This is a genomic window from Tetzosporium hominis (assembly GCF_002265435.1).
GTDB lineage: Bacteria > Bacillota > Bacilli > Bacillales_A > Planococcaceae > Chryseomicrobium > Chryseomicrobium hominis.
Map to the genome: position 1 here is coordinate 1 of NZ_NOKQ01000174.1, position 273 is coordinate 273.

The 273-nt window shown below is 48.0% G+C and carries 1 protein-coding gene; it reads left to right on the forward strand.

The genetic code is table 11. The features are described 5' to 3' along the window. Positions 1–273 (forward strand): molybdopterin-dependent oxidoreductase (locus CF394_RS03595; protein ID WP_165767444.1); only part of this gene is annotated, 273 nt, incomplete at both ends.

Sequence of the window (273 nt, forward strand, 5' to 3'; positions counted from 1 at the left end):
CTGTTTATTTTTTGGGGAATCAACGCGGTCTCAACCAACATGCATCAAATCACCATTGCTCAAAAAGCCCGGAAAAACGGCGCAAAAATCGTCGTAATCGATGTTCATAAAAATCAGACCGGCCGGATGGCCGACTGGTTTATTCCGATTCGCCCCGGCACAGACAGCGCGCTTGCGCTTGGCATCATGCATGTTTTATTCAAGGAACATTTGGCTGATGAATCATTTTTGAAAGAATTTACAGTCGGCCACGAAGAGCTGCGCCGCCACGTG